The sequence below is a fragment of the uncultured Sphingopyxis sp. genome (assembly GCF_900078365.1).
Lineage (GTDB): Bacteria > Pseudomonadota > Alphaproteobacteria > Sphingomonadales > Sphingomonadaceae > Sphingopyxis.
Genome location: NZ_LT598653.1, coordinates 2298246 through 2313785 on the forward strand (window position 1 = coordinate 2298246; position 15540 = coordinate 2313785).

Below are 15540 nucleotides of genomic sequence, written 5' to 3' on the forward strand. Positions count from 1 at the left end.
TCGGGTCCCACTGCGGCCGCCTGACAGACACGCACCTCTCCGGTTACGGCACGCCATGTGTCACTTTAAGCGGCCGGGTAGCGGACCGCCGGCCTCAATCCCCCGCGAAATCGAACGCGCTGACCCCGCGCTCGCCCTCGCGGAACCGCAGCGGACGCCCCAAGGGCGGCATCGACCGCTGCACGCAGCCGGTGCGTGTGCAGCGGCGGCAGCCTAGCCCGACCGGCGTTGCCGGGCTACGCATCAGGTCGATTCCGCGCGCGGCGATCAGCGGCGCCGCCACCTTCGCATCGACCCCGACGCAAACGGCGAAGCGCGCGGGCGTCCCGCTGCCGGTCGCCCCCGGCGCCGCGACCGAGCGCGACTGCGTGAACCAGCGCGACCCGTCCTCCAGTTCGACGAGATCGGCGACCACCTCGCCCGGCCGCGCGAACGCCTCATGCACGCCCCACAGCGGGCAGCGCGCGTCGCCATCGACGAGCGGCGACTGGCTCGCCCCCGCGTAACGCTTGCTCCCCTGCCCCGCGCGATCGATCCGCAGCATGAAAAAGGGCAGCCCCCGCGCGCCGACGCGCTGGAGCGTCGTCAGCCGGTGCGCGACCTGCTCATAACCCGCGCCGAAACGACGCTGGAGCAGCAGCATATCGTATCCCGTCGCGTCGCAGGCGCGCAGGAAGCGGCCATAGGGCATCATCAGCGCCGCGGCGAAATAGTGGATCAGATGGCGCTCGAACAGCCGCGCAGCCGCGCTCTCGGCAAATTCCGCCCCCGCGACGAGCGCATCGATCTCGCCCTTCGCCTCGATCTGCGCGAGCGTCGCCGCCGCCTGGAAGGTCCGCGACGCGGGGCGGAGCAGTTCGTTCAGCATCAATTGCCGCGCGTGCCAGTCGAGCCAGCGCAGCCGGTCGGGCATCACGTCGCTGGGCAAAATGCGGATGCCGAGCTGGTGCCGCGTGCGCAGCCGCTCCGAAATGGTCCCGTACAGGTCGCCGCCCGCGAGCCGCAGTTCGTCGGCCAGTTCCTCGGCGCGCGCGTCGAGGTCGGGAAAATGGTTGCGCCATTTCTCGATCGCCCGGCGCACCGCGGCCACTTCGGGCGCATCGCCTTCGGCCTCGGCGCGTCCCTCGGGCGCCGTATCGAACAGCCGCGCAAAGGCCGCGGCGGTCGCAGGCGCGCTCTGCAGCCACTCCTCGACTTCCTGCGCGCCGATACCGAGGTCGGCGAAGCGCGGATCGGCGAGCCGCCGCCGCAGGCCCGCAAGCCCGCCCGGCACCTCCTCCGCCCCCAGCTTCGCCGCATCGAAGCCGAAGCGTTCAGCCAGCCGCACGATCACGGTGGCGGAGAGCGGCCGCTGTCCATGCTCGATCAGATTGAGATAGCTCGGCGAAATATCGAGCGCCTCGGCCATCGCCGCCTGCGTCATCCCCGCCTCGCGCCGTACCTTGCGCACCGCCGGCCCCGCAAACACCCGCCGCTCCGCCATCACCTGTAACTTTCTTTACTAATTTACACGCCGATTTACACCTAACCGCCATATTTCACAAATATTATTGACAAATCTTTTCCCTTTCGCCGCATCGGGCGTCAATTTGACCCCATCACCTCTTCACGCCCCCGACGGGGCAGAGCGAAGGACAAGACGATGGGCTATCAGGAAGACATGGCACAGGCCGGCCGCCTCATCCGCGATTATGACGGCACCTGGGACGGCATCAGCGGCGAAAGCATCGCCCGCATGCGCGCCCAGAACAAGTTCCGCACCGGCCTCGACATCGCCCGCTACACCGCGCGCATCATGCGCGCCGACATGGCCGCCTATGACGCCGATCCCGCCAACTACACCCAGTCGCTGGGCTGCTGGCACGGCTTCATCGCGCAGCAGAAGATGATCTCGGTCAAGAAGCATTTCGGCACCGTCAAGGGCCGTTACATCTATCTCTCGGGCTGGATGATCGCCGCGCTGCGCAGCGAATTCGGCCCGCTGCCCGACCAGTCGATGCACGAAAAGACCAGCGTTCCGGCGCTGATCGAGGAAATCTACACCTTCCTGCGTCAGGCCGACGCGCGCGAACTGGGCATGCTGTTCCGCGACCTCGACGCCGCGCGCGCCGAGGGCGACGAGCTCAAGGCGAAGCAGGTTCAGGCCGCGATCGACAATCATGAAACGCATGTCGTGCCGATCATTGCCGACATCGACGCGGGCTTCGGCAACGCCGAGGCGACCTATCTCCTCGCCAAGAAGATGATCGAGGCCGGCGCCTGCGCGCTCCAGATCGAGAACCAGGTCTCGGACGAGAAGCAGTGCGGCCACCAGGACGGCAAGGTCACCGTGCCGCACGAGGATTTCATCGCGAAGATCCGCGCCTGCCGCTACGCCTTCATGGAGCTTGGCGTCGAGGACGGCATCATCGTGACGCGCACCGACAGCCTCGGCGCGGGCCTGACCAAGCAGATCGCCTTCTCGAAGGAGCCCGGCGACCTCGGCGACCGCTATAACAGCTTCCTCGATTGCGAAGAGGTCGAGGGCGCGGGCAACCCCGGCGACGTCCTCATAAACCGCGACGGCAAGCTGATGCGCCCGAAGCGCCTGCCTTCGAACCTCTATCAGTTCCGCCCCGGAACCGGCGAGGACCGCTGCGTGATGGACTGCATCGCCAGCCTTCAGAACGGCGCCGACCTCTTGTGGATCGAGACCGAAAAGCCGCACATCGAACAGATCGCCGGCATGGTCGATCGCATCCGCGAAGTCGTCCCCAACGCGAAGCTCGCCTACAACAACTCGCCGAGCTTCAACTGGACGCTCAACTTCCGCCAGCAGGTGTTCGACAGCTGGCAGGCCGAAGGCAAGGACGTCAGCGCCTATGACCGCGCCAAGCTGATGAGCGCCGACTATGACGACACCGATCTGTCGGAAGAGGCCGACAACCGCATCCGCACCTTCCAGCGCGACGCGGCGAAGCGCGCGGGCATCTTCCACCACCTGATCACCCTGCCGACCTATCACACGGCGGCGCTGTCGACCGACAATCTCGCCAAGGAATATTTCGGCGATGAAGCGATGCTCGGCTACGTCAAGGGCGTCCAGCGCAAGGAGATCCGTCAGGGCATCGCCTGCGTGAAGCACCAGAATATGAGCGGAAGCGACATCGGCGACGACCATAAGGAATATTTCGCCGGCGAAGCGGCGCTCAAGGCCGCGGGCAAGGACAATACGATGAACCAGTTCGCCGCGTAACGAGTTCGGCGCGAGGGGCCCCGTTGCAACCCCTCGCGCCACCCCTCTCGGCGCGGGACGCCTTGCACAAATGTCCCGCGCCTCCCGAGCTTTCCTGGGGAGGAAAGCCTGTCCGCCGGAAGCCTTTGCGCTTCCGGCGGACATTTTTGGCGTACATCGTCAGTTTAATGGGCTTAGTGCGGCAGAGCCCTCCCTTCCTCGCGCGTCTTGACCAGCGACCAGATGATCCCGCCCGCGATCAGCGCGACCGTCACGCCAAGGCTGACGAGCGGCGGGAATTTGTCGCCGTCGAGGATGAAATCGGCGACGAATATCTTCGACCCGATGAAGACGAGGACCAGCGCCAGCGCATATTTGAGATAATGGAAACGATGCACCATTGCCGACAGCGCGAAATAGAGCGCGCGCAGGCCGAGGATCGCCATGATGTTCGACGTATAGACGATGAACGTATCGGTCGTGATCGCGAAGATCGCCGGCACGCTGTCGACCGCGAAGACGAGGTCCGCAAGGTTGATCACGACGAGCGCAAGGAACAGCGGCGTCGCGGCCAGCACGATCCGACCCGACTTCTTATCGGCCACGCGCACGAAGAATTTCTCGCCGTGCAGTTCATGCGTAAGCGGAATGTGCCGCGATAGCCATTTGACGACCGGATTGCCCTTCACGTCCATCGGCGTATCGCTCGCGAACAGCATCTTCACGCCGGTAAAGATCAGGAAGGCGGCGAAGATATAGAGCACCCAACCGTATTCGGTGACGAGCGCCGCGCCGCCCGCGATCATGACCCCGCGCAGCACGATCACCGCGACGATGCCCCAGAGCAAAGCGCGATACTGAAAGCGCGGCGGGATCGCGAAGGTCGCGAAGATCAGCGAAATGACGAAGATATTGTCGATCGACAGCGCCTTCTCGATGAAGAAGCCGGTGTAATATTGCAGCCCCGCCTCGCCGCCCTTCGCGGCCCACACCCACGCGCCGAACGCCATCGCAATGCCGATGTAGAGCGCCGAGAGCTTCAAGCTCTCGCCGATCCCCATCTCCTTATTCTCCTTGTTGAGGAAACCGAGGTCGAAGGCGGTGAGTGCAATCACCAGCGCGAGGAAGGCAAGCCAGAACCAGGCCGGGGTGCCCAGCCAGTCGGCGAACAGAAATTCCATGATGATAGTCCCTGGATATGCAGATCGGAATGAAGCGTTTGAAAAATTCGCGTGTCCCCGCCGAGGCGGGGACCCATCTCCGGCCGGTTCCATCTTGCACCGGCGGGAGATGGGCTCCCGCCTTCGCGGGAGCACACGGCTTTTTATCGCGATCTAGCGAACGAGCGCCGGGCGCAGCGAAGGCCGCAGCGTCAACGTCGCCAGCCGCTCCTTCACCGCAAGCTTCAGCGTCTTCAGCCGCAGCAGCCGGAACGGATCGCTACCACGACGGCGCGCCTCGCGCCGCTCGGCATCGTCGAGCTGGCGATGGAGCTGGGTCAGGCGATAGAAATTGGGATGGAAAATCATCGAAAAGGGCCTCCTGATTGCAAGATCAAGCAGGTGACGCCGATGCCGAAACCCTCGAAACAGGGGGGAGAAAGGGCCGCAAGCATCGGTGTCACCCGATGCGGTCCGACATCACGTGGCGGGATATGTCCCGCCGACGCCAGAGGGGCCCGGCCCGCATGACTTATTATTTAGGAAGCCCGCCCGCCGCTTGCAAGTCCCCGCGCGCCGCGCCACGCTGCATCGGGTGAAGGAGCAAGCATGATGAGCGTCACCATCGCAAAGGACGGCCCCGTCACGATCGTCACGATCGACCGCCCGGCGAAGCGCAACGCGGTCGATCCCGCGACCGCCGACATGCTGCGCGACGCCTTCACCGCCTTCGCGACCGACAAGGATGCGAAGGTCGCCATCCTCACCGGCAGCTCGGACCATTTCTGCGCGGGCTTCGACCTCGGCGCGGTCGGCACCAGCCGCTACGACCCCGACGGGCCCGGCCCGATGGGCCCGACGCGGATGCTGCTCGAAAAGCCGGTGATCGCCGCGGTCGAGGGTCATGCGGTCGCCGGCGGGCTCGAACTCGCGCTCTGGTGCGATCTGCGTGTCGCCGCCCAAAGCGCGGTCTTCGGCGTCTATTGCCGCCGCTGGGGCGTGCCGCTGATCGACGGCGGCACCGTCCGCCTGCCGCGCATCGTCGGCCAGGGCCGCGCGCTCGACATGATCCTGACCGGCCGCGCGGTCGATGCCGCCGAAGCGCAGCGTATCGGTCTCGCCGACCGCGTCGTCGCCGACGGCACCGCGCTTGCCGCCGCGGTCAAGCTCGCGAAACAGATCGCCGCCTTCCCGCAAATCTGCATGAACAGCGACCGGCTGAGCGCCTACCGCCAATGGGATTTCGACATCGAAGGCGCCCTCGCCCACGAAGCCCACGCCGGCGTCGCCCCCTTGCGCGAAGGCGCGGCGGCGGGCGCGAAACGCTTTACCGAAGGGACAGGCCGTGGCGGCAGCTTTGCCGCTTTCACGGGGGAATGACCGAGGATCCGAAGCAAAGCCCCAACCACCGTCACCCCGGGCTTGACCCGGGGTCCCGCTTGAATCATCCCTTCGTCATGGATCGCGAAACTAAAGGCGGCTGGATTTACATCATGGCCGACCGCTACCGCGGCACGATGTATGTCGGCGTGACCGCAGACCTCCCCGCTCGCATCCACCAGCATCGAACCGGCGACGGTTCCGATTTTTGCGCCAGATACAACCTCACCCGTCTCGTCTGGGCCGAACGAAGCGACGACATCGCCGCCTGTATCGCGCACGAAAAGCGTCTCAAACGCTGGCACCGTCACTGGAAATTCGAGTTGATCGAACGTGGCAATCCCGATTGGCTGGATTTGTTCGATCGCCTGATTGGATGAGGAGCGGGACCCCGGGTCAAGCCCGGGGTGACGAGAATGAATCTGGTTTCTTCGTCACCCCGGACTTGATCCGGGGTGACGAAGATTGGGGGGATGCCTGCCGGTCGCGATCAGGAAACGCGATTAAAATGCGTCGTTTCCAGCCTTTGAAGCTTGTCGCTCGACCACACAATCGTTTCGGTCATGGATTTCATATCCTTGGCGACGGTATAAACGCGCGTCGACACCCGCGCGCCCGCCTTGCCCAGCGTCATCACCAATGTGTCGGGCGCCGGCTGACGCAGAGCGACACTGTCGATGAAATCCATATTGCCGGTGACCGGTACGGCGACGCCATCGAGCGCGGCGGTCGATTCGGCATGCTTGCGCGAGCCGTCGGGCGCGACGATTTCGACCCGCGTTGTCCATTTGCCGTCCTGCGATGCGCGAAACGTCATCGTCACCCGTTGCGGCCGTTCTTTCTCGGGCATGGCCGAAGCGTCCAGCGACCAGCTTCCGACCAGCGGCAGCGGCTCGGATGCAGCGCTATAAACGGCGTCGGCTGTTCCGGCCTGATCGGCCGAAGGGGCGGTCGCGACCATTAATCCAGCCGCCGCGAGGGGTATTGCAATGAGCATGACGATCATTCCTTTCGATCCGCGAACCCCAATGGTTGCGGTGTGCGCCAAATCCTTCACCGAGGAGTGCTGGCTCGAAAGATCGATATTTTCGTCACAAGTTTTTTGGCGGTCCAGCAGCCGCGCCAATTCGCGGCTGCTGCCGACGCCCGTCTTGCGGCGGGCGGAGCGCAGCCGCTCGTTAATCGAGGTTTCCGAACGGCCCAGACGCGCCGCGATGGTCTTGACGGTATGCCCGGCGACCAACAGGCGCAAAATTTCCATTTCCCGGTCGGTAAGGCATGCGGACAAGCCGGGAGCAGGTTCATTGGCAGACATGTCTTTCGCTCACCACAGCCGCTCCAACAGGTCCATCCCAATTTAATTGGAAAACGGCAGCAGGGCCAGACCGGGCGTGAGAGAAGCGGCGGGGCTCGCTGATCAGTTCATCCCGTCTGGCGGATCAATAATATCCGAAATTCAGGAAAGACCAGCCTCATGCACCTCCCGATTTGCGCCGTGCGACGCGGTGGAGGCGCACCGCCGTGGCGACTTCCACAATCCAGGTAGCGATCGTTTTTGACCACCAATTGAACGAGCCGGAATGTAGGCTGGCATAGCCGGATATTGCAGGAAAGGCCTTTTACAGCGCGATGGCTGCTTTGGGGTGGGAAGCGGCCATTCCCTACCTTCGTCATTCCCGCGAAAGCGGGAACCCAGTGTGAAGTCAGCCGACGCACGCTCTGGGTTCCCGCTTTCGCGGGAATGACGAAATTATGAGATACTCAACGTCCGCTTCCGGCCGAAAGCGGACGATCCCTTATTTCTTCCCCATCAGCTTCATCGTCATCGCGGTCAGCGCCTCGGTCGCGGTCGAGATCACCGCCGGCGCGTCGGGCGCCCAGAAAGGCGAATGCAGGCTCGGCAGCGTCCGGCCTTCCTTCTTCGCCGCGTCATATTCGGGCTGCGGCACCCCGCCGACCCAGATGATCAGGCTCTTGATGCTCTTGTCCTCGCGCCCGAAACGGCCGAAATCCTCGCCGCCCATCACCGGCGGCATCTTCACGACGCGCTCGTCGCCAAAGTTCGTTTTCAGGAACGCCGCCATGCCCTCGGTGAATTCGGGCGTATTGAAGGTCGCGGGCGTATATTCGTCCTTCTGCACCGACACCACGGGCATCCTGTCCTCGGGAATCCCCGCCGCGATCGCCTCTCCTCGCGCGATGCGCGCGATGCCGTCGAGCAGATGATCGCGCACCGCGTCGGTATAGCTGCGCACCGTCAGTTGCAGCCGCGCCTCGTCCGAAATGATATTATGCTTCGCACCCGCGTGAAAGCTGCCCACGGTGACCACCGCGCTGTCGAGCGGGCTCACCTCGCGCGACACCAGGGTCTGGAGCGCGCCGACGATCCGGCTCCCCAGCACGATCGGGTCCTTCGTCGCCTGCGGATAGGCGCCGTGGCCGCCGACACCCTTCACCAATATGTCGACGCTATCGACATTGGCGAGCGCATAGCCCGGCGTATAGCCGATCTTGCCCGCGGGGAACTGCGCGGCATCGTGGAACGCCAGCACATATTCGGGTTTCGGGAAGCGCGTATAGAGCCCGTCCTCGAGCATCATCCGCGCCCCCGCGCCGCGTTCCTCGGCGGGCTGGCCGATCATCACCAGCGTGCCCGACCATTTGTCCTTGTTCGCCGCCATCAGCCGCGCGACGCCGATCCAGGCGGTCATATGCGTGTCGTGGCCGCACGCGTGCATGACGCCGGTTTCGACGCCTTCCTTGGTCGTCACGCGCACCTTCGACGCGCCGGGCAGGCCCGTCTGCTCGGTCACCGGCAGGCCGTCCATGTCGGCGCGCACCATCACCACCGGGCCGGGGCCGTTCTCCATCACCGCGACGACGCCGGTGCCGCCGACCTTCTCGGTGACCTTGAAGCCCAGCTTGCGCGCCTCCGCGGCGAGGATGCCCGCCGAGCGGACCTCCATGAAGCTGAGTTCGGGGTGGGCATGCAAATCCTTGTAGATCGCCATCAGCGACGGCATCTGCGTTTCGACCTCGCCGCGCAGCGCCTGCGCCGCCGCGGGCATCGCGCCCGATACCGTCAAGGCCAGCGCCGCCGCGCCCGTCCACAAATTCCGCATCGTCTTTCCCCTGTCTTATGGCGTGATCGTCCTTGCGCGGACGGCTTCTCTATAAATTTGCGTGTCCCCGCGAAGGAGCATCGGGTCGGATCGTCCCCCGGACGATCCTTGACCATGCGGGGCATGGTCAACCCGATACTGACCCATCTCCCTCCGGTTCAAAATGACGCCCACCGGAGATGGGCTCCCGCCTTCGCGGGAGCACGGAGTGCTTCAATCTGGCTTCGTCGCAATCCAACATCGCCTCAGCCCGCCGGGACCAGTTCGATCACGTCGAGCAAGGATTCATACGCCGGCGCGGGCAGCACGAGCCGCCAGCGATTGTCGCCGATCCGTTCGACCAGCCCCGCCATGTCGCGCATCCGGTCGCTGCCATAGTTGATCGCCATCTTCTCGTCGCCGAGTTCGAGCGTGCCGAGGAAGACCTGGCGCTTCAGATTGTCGGGAAAGATCAGGCCGACGGGGCGCTGCGACCCCGACAGCTTGGTCAGGCTCGACAGCCCCTGCTCGGCGGCGACGCGGCAGCGGAACCAGTCATAGGCGATATAGCCGAGGGTCCCGCGTCCCTGCGTGCCGATCTTGATCGTCCGGCACCGGTATTCGCCCGCGGGCAAGTGCGGATTGGGCAAGGCCGCCGTCGGCTGGAGCAGCGCGCCCTCGCGGTCGATGTCGGCGCCGAACCCCTTGGCGCGCGCGTCGGCGAGCGCCGCCCGCCAGCTTCCGTACCAGCCGCGGATCCGCGCCTTGTCGGCATCGGTCGCGGTCGCGCGCCAGCCGCCCGTCGCCTCGGGCGGCGGCGTGTCGGCCGCCGATGGCGGCATCGCCGGAACCATCGTGCGGCACGCGCTCAAGGTGACGCCCAGCGCCACCGCAAAAACCCATATGGTGCGACCCATGATTCTCTGTTTCTCCCCGACCCCTCGATGGTTAACCTTAGGGGCGCAAAGGAGATTGCTCAAGGGCGGAGCAGGTCAGGCCGCCGTCCAGCCGCCATCGACGCTGAGGTTGGCGCCGGTGATGTTCGCCGCCTCGGCACGGGTCAGGAAGGACGCGAGCGCCGCGACCTGTTCGACGGTGACGAACTGTTTCGTCGGCTGCCCCGCGAGCAGCACGTCGTTGATCACCTGCTCGCGCGTCATGCCGCGCGCCTTCATCGTGTCGGGGATCTGGTTCTCGACCAGCGGCGTCCAGACATAGCCGGGGCTGATGCAATTGACCGTGATCCCGGCGTCGGCGACCTCGAGCGCGACCGTCTTGGTCAGCCCAGCGAGCCCGTGCTTCGCGGTGACATAGGCCGATTTGAACGGCGAGGCGACGAGCGAGTGCGCCGATGCCGTGCCGATGATCCGCCCCCATCTCCTCTTGCGCATCCCGGGCACGGCGTGACGGATCGTGTGGAAGGCCGCGGTCAGGTTGAGCGCGATGATCATGTCCCATTTCTCGACCGGGAAATCCTCGACCGGCGAGACGAACTGCATCCCCGCATTGTTGACTAGGATGTCGACGCCGCCGAAATCCTTCTCCGCGCGCTTGAACATCGCCTCGATCTCTTCGGGTTTGGTCAGGTCGGCGCCGTCATAGGCGGCCTTCCCGCCGCCGATCGCCGCCAGCTCCTTGCGCTCCTCCTCGATCGCATCGGCGTCGCCGAAGCCGTTGATGATGATGTCGGCGCCGTCGGCGGCAAAGGCTTTGGCGATGCCGAGCCCGATTCCCGAGGTCGATCCGGTGACGAGGGCGGTCTTTCCTTTGAGGCGCATTGGGGGAGTCCTTCTTTCGGTGGTGAATTGATTCAGTCGAGGCCGCCGGGTTTCGGCTTCAGCCCGTCCGATTGCACGGCGAAGCTGTCCGACCGGCCCTCGGCGATGCTTTCGGCGAGCAGATGGCCGTCCTTCATCGCCGCCTCGACCGCGTCGCGGCCGAGCGCCCAGTTGACCTCCATCGTCGAGCGCGAAAATTCGAAGTCGCGCGCGCCCGTCTGCCACGCGGGCGGCTCGTGGATCAGCTGCACGACATTGAGCGCCTTGCACTCGACCATGCGCCGCACCGCCTTCACTTCGGCAAGATCGGCGAATTCCTCGGGCAGCTTCGCGAGCATCCGGTCGATCAGCCGATGCTCCTTGCGCCGCCGCACCAGCCCGTCCGAAATCCGCCGCGTCCGGCTCGAAAAGCGGATATCCTTCTCGCGCGACCAGGCTTCCTCGAGGTCGTGCGGGCGCTGCCCGCGCGCGGGGAACAGATCGACCTGGAACACCAGCATGTCGTCGTTCGCCGCCGCAACGACATGTTCGAGCGGGGTGTTCGACACGAGGCCCCCATCCCAATACCATGTCCCGTCGATCTCGACCGGCGGCAACCCCGGCGGCAATGCGCCCGACGCGAGGATGTGCCGCGCGTCGATCGTGTCGCATGTCGTGTCGAAATAGCGGAAATTCCCGGTCTCGACCGCCACCGCGCCGACCGACAGCCGCACCTTGCCCCGGTTCACCCGGTCCCAGTCGACCAGCCGGTCGAGCGTGGCGACCAGCGGGCTCGTGTCATAGAAGCTCACCGCCTCGGGCGTCTGCCGCTCAGCGAGGGCGGGTGGCGGAAAGCGCGGGATGAAGAAGCCCGGAACGCCGAACGCCATCACCTGCCCCGCCGCCGCCATATGCGACCATTCGCGCGCCCAGTCATTGTCGGGGGTCGGCAGCGAGGGCAGCGCCGACGACACCCCCTCCCAGAAGGTGCGCATCTTGCCCACCGCCTGGTCGCGCTCGTTCCCCGCGATGATCGCGGCATTCACCGCGCCGATCGAAATCCCCGCCACCCAGTCGAGTTCGATGCCGAGATCGATCAGCGCCTCATACACCCCCGCCTGAAACGCACCGAGCGCGCCGCCGCCCTGCAGAACGAGCACGACGAGGTCGGGAAGCGGAAGGGCGGCACGGGCGGCTCGGCGGGGCATGGACTCGGGGGCGATCCTCTGGCTGGGAGCGACACCCATGTTGCACCGCAGCACGGTTCATTGCAATCCTCCCGCGCGCCGAAGCCCCTTCCAATTGCCCGATGCCGGTGTCACAACGCGATCGAAACAGACTTTTCCCGCTGGAGAAACCCCATGCGCCTCGACGATGATTCCGGTCTCGGTGATGACATTCGCGACCTCGGGCGCGGCGGAGGCGGCGGCTTCGGCGGCGGCGGGGGCGGGCTCGGGGGTCTGCTCTTCGCGATCCTGCCGATGCTGCTCGGGCGCAAGATGGGCTGCGGCACGATCCTCATTCTCGGGGTCGCGGCCTTTTTCCTGCTCGGCCCCGGCGCCAACATGCTGAGCAGCGGCGGCGGCACCGCCGACCCCATGGCCGACAGCCGCGGCGGCCCTGCGGTCGCCTGCGACACCGAGGCCGAACGCTTCGCCTGCAACGTCTTCCGCTCGACGCACACCGTGTGGGGCGGCCTGATCAACGGCTATCAGAAGCCGACCCTCAACTTCTACGAACAGTCGACCAGGCGCTCGGGCTGCGGTCCCGCGCAGTCGGCGATGGGTCCCTTTTATTGCCCCGCCGATCAGGGCGTCTATCTCGACACCAGTTTTTTCCGCGAACTCGATCAGCGTTTCGGTGCCGCCGGCGATGCCGCGCAGGCCTATGTCATCGCGCACGAAGTCGGTCACCATATCCAGACGCTCAGCGGCATTTCGGATCAGGTCCGGCGCGCGCAGGGGCAAAGCTCGCAGGCCGAAGGCAACGCGCTGCAAGTCCGCATGGAGCTGCAAGCCGACTGCTACGCCGGCGTCTGGGCGGCCCGCGCGAAGACGCGTGACGGCCAGTCGGTAATGGAGGCCGGCGATATGGAGGAAGCGATGCGCGCCGCCAATGCGATCGGCGACGACACGCTGATGCGCTCGGCGGGGCAGCGCCCCGTACCCGAAAGCTTCACCCACGGGACGAGCGAGCAGCGCATGAGCTGGCTGCGCCGCGGCCTGCAGACGGGTGACCCGCGCCAGTGCAACGCCTTCGATACCGCCATCTGAGCGCCGCGATCGTCGGCATCCCTCCTGGCATCGCCATCGAGGCCGAGCGGATCAAGGCGGTCGGACCGTGCGGACAGGCGCCCGCTGGCGCGACGCGGCTCGACTGGTCGGGCTTTTCAAGTCGGGGACGACGATTGTCTGGAACCGACCGATTGCTGCCGTCTATTTATTCGTCACCCCGGACTTGATCCGGGGTCCCGCTTGATGCCGAAGACCGGTCGATGCCCCAAAAAGCGGGATCCCGGGTCAAGCCCGGGATGACGAGGGGCTGAAACCGACCGAAACTAGCCGTCGCCCCCGCGAAGGCGGGGGCCGCTGTCGGTTTACGTGGGCACCGCTGATTAAGGCCGCTGGCGGCCCCCGCCTTCGCGGGGGCGACGGTTATAGGCAACGCCCGCTCCCCACCCCAAAACAGACATCATAGACGCAACTTGGCGACGTAACGGCTTGAACACACGCGCCGCGCAGCTAAACCGCTTTCATGCGAAACCATCTTCTCACCAGCGCGATCGCGCTCGCCGCCGCCCTTTCCACCCCCGCCATGGCCCGCCCGATGACCGAGGTCGACCTTGCGACGCTGAAGCGCGTCGCCGCGCCGACGGCATCGCCCGATGGCCGCTGGGTCGTGTTCCAGATGACCGAGACCGAGGGCGAAACCTACAAGCGTTCGACCGGCCTCTGGCTCGTCGACCGCAATGCCAGAAATGCGAAACCGGCCCCGGTAGCCGACACCGCAGGCAAGAACGAAACCTCGCCCGCCTTCGACAAGGATGGTTTCCTCTATTTCCTCTCGAACGCCTCGGGCAAGGATCAGGTCTGGCGCATCGACCCGAAGGCGGGCGGTGCCGCGACGCAGGTGACCGATACGCAGGCCGACGTCGCGGGCTTCAAGATTTCGCCCGACGCGACGAAGCTGCTCGCCTGGGGCGACATTCCGAAGGAATGCACCGATTTCGGCTGCGAGGCGAAGGACAAGGGCGCGCTTCCCGGCCCCGGCACCGGCCGTCTCTACAAGGACGGCGCGGGCTTCGTCCGCCATTGGGATCATTGGGAAACCCCCGGCACCTACAGCCGCCCCTTCGTCTTCAACCTCGAGGGCGGCAAGGCGACCGCCCCGCGCCCGGCCGACGCCGGCCTGATCGGCGACACCCCCTCCAAACCCTTCGGCGGCGGCGAGGAACTCGCGTGGGGCGCCGACAGCCGCACCATCTTCTTCACGCTGCGCAAGGCCGACCGCAACGAGCCGATGTCGACCAATCTCGACATCTACAGCTGGCGCGTCGACAGCCGGATGATGCCGGCGAACCTCACGCAGGACAATCAGGCGACCGACACTTTCCCGACGCCGTCGCCCGACGGCAAATGGCTCGCCTATGCCGCGATGGCGCGCCCGGGCTATGAGGCCGACCGCCTCGTGCTGATGCTGCGCGACCTCGAAAGCGGCGAAACGCGCAAGCTGACCGACGCGTGGGACCGCTCGGTCGGTTCGATCGCCTGGGCCCCCGACGGCAAGTCGCTCTATGTCACCGCGCAGGACACGCTCGAACATCCGGTGTTCCGCGTCGATGCCGCGACGGGCAAGGTCGAACGGCTGAAAGCCTCGCCCGAAGCCTTCGAAGGCAATATCGGCGACGTCACCCCGCTGCCCGGCGGCGCTTTGCTCTATTCGCGCAACAGCGCGCTCGCGCCGACCGACCTGTTCGTCCGCGATGCCAGGGGCAAGGTCGCCCAGCTCACCGCGGTCAACGCGGCGACGCTCGCCGAATTCGATCCGGTCAAGCTCGAAAAGATCCGGTTCGCCGGCGCGAACGGCGACACGGTGTGGGGCATGATCCTGAAGCCCGCGAACAGCACCGGCAAATTGCCGGTCGCCTTCATCGTCCATGGCGGCCCGCAGGGCAGTTTCGGCAACAGCTGGTCGACGCGCTGGAACCCTCGCCTCTTCGCGCAGCAGGGCTATGGCGTCGTCACCGTCGATTTCCACGGCTCGACCGGCTACGGCCAAGCCTTCACCGACAGCATCAACAAGGATTGGGGCGGCAAGCCGCTCGAGGACCTCAAGCTCGGCCTCGCCGCCGCGGGCCAGCAGGATGCGCAACTCGAAATCGCCAACGCCTGCGCGCTCGGCGCCTCTTACGGCGGCTATATGATGAACTGGATCGCGGGCCAGTGGACCGACGGTTTCAAATGCCTCGTCCAGCACGACGGCGTCTTCGACTTGCGCGCCATGGCGTTCGAGACCGAGGAGCTGTGGTTCGACGAATGGGATCATGGCGGCCCGTGGTGGGAGCGCACCGACCCCGAAAAATGGAACCCGGTGAACCATGTCGCCAAGTGGAAGACCCCGATGCTGGTGATCACCGGCGAAAAGGATTTCCGCATCCCGTACAGCCAGGGCCTCGCCGCCTTCACCGCGCTCCAGCGCCGCGGCGTCCCGTCGCAATTGCTCGTCTTCCCCGACGAGAATCACTGGGTGCTGAAGGGCGCGAACAGCGTCCAGTGGCACCGGACGGTGTTGGGTTGGCTGGGTGAGCATTTGAAGAAGTAGGACCCGCTAACCCCAAAACTCCACCGTGTCCCCGCGAAGGCGGGGACCCATCTCCTGCCGGTTCTGAATGGCACCAACCGGAGATGGGCTCCCGCCTCCGCGGGAGC

At 65.7% G+C, this 15540-nt stretch carries 13 protein-coding genes; 5 read left to right on the top strand and 8 right to left on the bottom strand.

Annotated features, from left to right (window positions below; genetic code table 11):
* Nucleotides 1-94: 94 nt before the first annotated feature.
* On the bottom strand, nucleotides 95-1483 hold the full coding sequence (locus QZL87_RS10580; protein ID WP_295319083.1) for a short-chain fatty acyl-CoA regulator family protein: 1389 nt from the start codon (nucleotides 1481-1483) through the stop codon (nucleotides 95-97).
* 159 nt (nucleotides 1484-1642) lie between these two features.
* Between QZL87_RS10580 and QZL87_RS10585 the strand changes: the two genes are divergently transcribed.
* Entirely contained in the window at nucleotides 1643-3235 is a 1593-nt protein-coding gene (locus tag QZL87_RS10585; RefSeq protein WP_295319085.1) for an isocitrate lyase, read from the top strand.
* Nucleotides 3236-3408: 173 nt separating this feature from the next.
* On the opposite strand, the gene QZL87_RS10590 is transcribed toward QZL87_RS10585, so the two are convergent.
* Nucleotides 3409-4395 (bottom strand): TerC family protein, encoded by a 987-nt coding sequence (locus QZL87_RS10590; RefSeq protein ID WP_295319088.1) that lies wholly within the window; start codon nucleotides 4393-4395, stop codon nucleotides 3409-3411.
* Nucleotides 4396-4548: 153 nt separating this feature from the next.
* Nucleotides 4549-4743, bottom strand: coding sequence for a DUF465 domain-containing protein (locus QZL87_RS10595; RefSeq protein WP_295319090.1), 195 nt, complete (start codon nucleotides 4741-4743; stop codon nucleotides 4549-4551).
* 243 nt (nucleotides 4744-4986) lie between these two features.
* Between QZL87_RS10595 and QZL87_RS10600 the strand changes: the two genes are divergently transcribed.
* Both QZL87_RS10600 and QZL87_RS10605 read left to right on the top strand, forming a co-directional pair.
* On the top strand, nucleotides 4987-5754 hold the full coding sequence (locus QZL87_RS10600; protein WP_295319092.1) for a crotonase/enoyl-CoA hydratase family protein: 768 nt from the start codon (nucleotides 4987-4989) through the stop codon (nucleotides 5752-5754).
* Between the two features lie 77 nt (nucleotides 5755-5831).
* A complete protein-coding gene (locus tag QZL87_RS10605) occupies nucleotides 5832-6134 on the top strand; it encodes a GIY-YIG nuclease family protein (RefSeq protein WP_295319094.1) in 303 nt (100 codons plus the stop codon).
* A gap of 110 nt (nucleotides 6135-6244) precedes the next feature.
* On the opposite strand, the gene QZL87_RS10610 is transcribed toward QZL87_RS10605, so the two are convergent.
* From QZL87_RS10610 to QZL87_RS10630, 5 genes are all read right to left on the bottom strand, one after another.
* Entirely contained in the window at nucleotides 6245-7069 is an 825-nt protein-coding gene (locus tag QZL87_RS10610) for a helix-turn-helix transcriptional regulator (protein WP_295319096.1), read from the bottom strand.
* Nucleotides 7070-7550: 481 nt separating this feature from the next.
* A complete protein-coding gene (locus tag QZL87_RS10615) occupies nucleotides 7551-8876 on the bottom strand; it encodes an amidohydrolase (protein ID WP_295319098.1) in 1326 nt (441 codons plus the stop codon).
* A 245-nt stretch (nucleotides 8877-9121) separates the two neighbouring features.
* Entirely contained in the window at nucleotides 9122-9772 is a 651-nt protein-coding gene (locus tag QZL87_RS10620) for a DUF4893 domain-containing protein (protein ID WP_295319100.1), read from the bottom strand.
* Nucleotides 9773-9847: 75 nt separating this feature from the next.
* Nucleotides 9848-10633, bottom strand: a complete 786-nt coding sequence (locus tag QZL87_RS10625; protein ID WP_295319102.1) for a 3-hydroxybutyrate dehydrogenase — start codon at nucleotides 10631-10633, stop codon at nucleotides 9848-9850.
* 32 nt (nucleotides 10634-10665) lie between these two features.
* Nucleotides 10666-11820 carry a patatin-like phospholipase family protein gene (locus QZL87_RS10630; protein ID WP_295319104.1) on the bottom strand — a complete coding sequence of 385 codons (1155 nt, stop codon included), beginning with the start codon at nucleotides 11818-11820 and terminating at the stop codon, nucleotides 10666-10668.
* Between the two features lie 153 nt (nucleotides 11821-11973).
* Between QZL87_RS10630 and QZL87_RS10635 the strand changes: the two genes are divergently transcribed.
* On the top strand, nucleotides 11974-12885 hold the full coding sequence (locus tag QZL87_RS10635; protein WP_295319106.1) for a neutral zinc metallopeptidase: 912 nt from the start codon (nucleotides 11974-11976) through the stop codon (nucleotides 12883-12885).
* Nucleotides 12886-13366: 481 nt separating this feature from the next.
* Entirely contained in the window at nucleotides 13367-15433 is a 2067-nt protein-coding gene (locus QZL87_RS10640; RefSeq protein ID WP_295319108.1) for a S9 family peptidase, read from the top strand.
* The last annotated feature ends 107 nt before the right edge of the window (nucleotides 15434-15540 follow it).